Annotated in this window: 1 protein-coding gene; it reads left to right on the forward strand. The window is 66.2% G+C overall.

What is annotated here, in order from left to right; translation table 11 throughout:
• Positions 1 to 645 (forward strand): NAD-binding protein (locus EOA49_RS32260; RefSeq protein WP_164749400.1); only part of this gene is annotated, 645 nt, incomplete at its 5' end.
• Positions 646 to 704: the final 59 nt, after the last annotated feature.

Consider the following 704-nt stretch of genomic DNA (forward strand, 5'->3'; position numbering starts at 1 on the left):
GTGCTGCTCGGCGGCGTTCCCGGCGTGCTGCCCGGCAAGGTCACCGTGCTCGGCGGCGGCGTCGTCGGCCTGCATGCTGCGAAGATGGCTGCCGGCCTCGGCGCCGACGTCACCATCATCGACCGCTCGATCCCGCGCCTGCGCCAGCTCGACGACATTTTTGGCGGCCGTGTCCATACCCGCTACTCGACCGTCGAGGCGCTCGAGGACGAGTGCTTCTCGGCTGACATCGTCGTCGGCGCCGTGCTGATCCCGGGCGCTGCCGCACCCAAGCTGGTCACCCGCGAAATGCTCTCCGGCATGAAGAAGGGCTCGGTGCTCGTCGACGTCGCCATCGACCAGGGCGGCTGCTTCGAGACCTCGCACGCCACGACCCATGCCGACCCGACCTATGAGGTCGACGGCGTGATCCACTACTGCGTCGCCAACATGCCGGGCGCGGTTCCGGTTACCTCGGCACACGCGCTGAACAACGCCACCCTGCATCACGGCCTGCAGCTCGCCGACAAGGGCCTGAAGGCGCTGGTCGACGACCATCACCTGCGCAACGGCCTCAATGTCCACAAGGGCAAGATCACCAATCGTGCCGTCGCCGAAGCGCTGGGTTACGAGATGGTCGAACCGAAGGCGGTGCTGGCCGCCTGAAATTATTGTCACGCAATTCCGGACGGTACCGCTGCTACAGACCTTTCCTGGAATTGCCC

Origin of the sequence: Mesorhizobium sp. M1A.F.Ca.IN.020.04.1.1 (assembly GCF_003997315.1) — a bacterium.
Taxonomy (GTDB): domain Bacteria; phylum Pseudomonadota; class Alphaproteobacteria; order Rhizobiales; family Rhizobiaceae; genus Mesorhizobium.